The sequence below is a fragment of the Candidatus Nitrosarchaeum limnium BG20 genome (assembly GCF_000241145.1).
Taxonomy (GTDB): Archaea; Thermoproteota; Nitrososphaeria; order Nitrososphaerales; family Nitrosopumilaceae; genus Nitrosarchaeum; species Nitrosarchaeum limnae.
The window spans coordinates 1-610 of the sequence record NZ_AHJG01000309.1 but is presented as its reverse complement, the minus strand read 5'-3'; the positions used below and the strand labels follow the sequence as shown (position 1 = coordinate 610).

1 pseudogene is annotated in these 610 nt (G+C 34.4%); it reads left to right on the top strand.

Features of this window, described 5'->3' with window-relative positions:
* Positions 1–18: 18 nt before the first annotated feature.
* A pseudogene (locus BG20_RS10915) lies at positions 19–610 on the top strand (IMP dehydrogenase); the annotation flags it as partial.

Below are 610 nucleotides of genomic sequence, written 5' to 3'. Positions count from 1 at the left end.
GTACCCAAATATTCTGATATTACTAGCAGGTCTCAAACTAATCTAAGCACAAAACTATCCCGTAATATCTCAATTAACATTCCTTTTGTCAGTGCAAATATGGATACGTAACTGAATCTGCTATGGCAGTAGCCATGGCTCGTGCAGGAGGAATAGGGATTATTCATAGATTTCTGACAATAAAAGAACAAGCAAATGAAGTTCTCAAGGTAAAAAGATCTGGTAGTGTGATGATTGAAAATCCATATGCCATTTCTTTTGATAAAACTGTTCAGTATGCAATAAATTATGCCGAAGAAAAAGAGATCTCTGGCCTTTTAGTTATTGATTCAAATTCCAAACTAGTTGGAATAGTCACTGACAGAGATTTATTGTTTGAAACTGACTCTACTCGTCTTATCAAAGATGTTATGACTAAAGATGTTGTTACTGCTAAACTTGGAGTGAGTTTGGATGAAGCCAAGAAAATCTTACATAAACATAGAATTGAAAAACTGCCAATAGTTGATGATTCTGGTTTTATTAAAGGTCTGATCACAAGTAAAGACATTACAAACATTGAGGATTATCCATCTGCATCAAAAGACAAGAAAGGAAGACCACTTGTTGG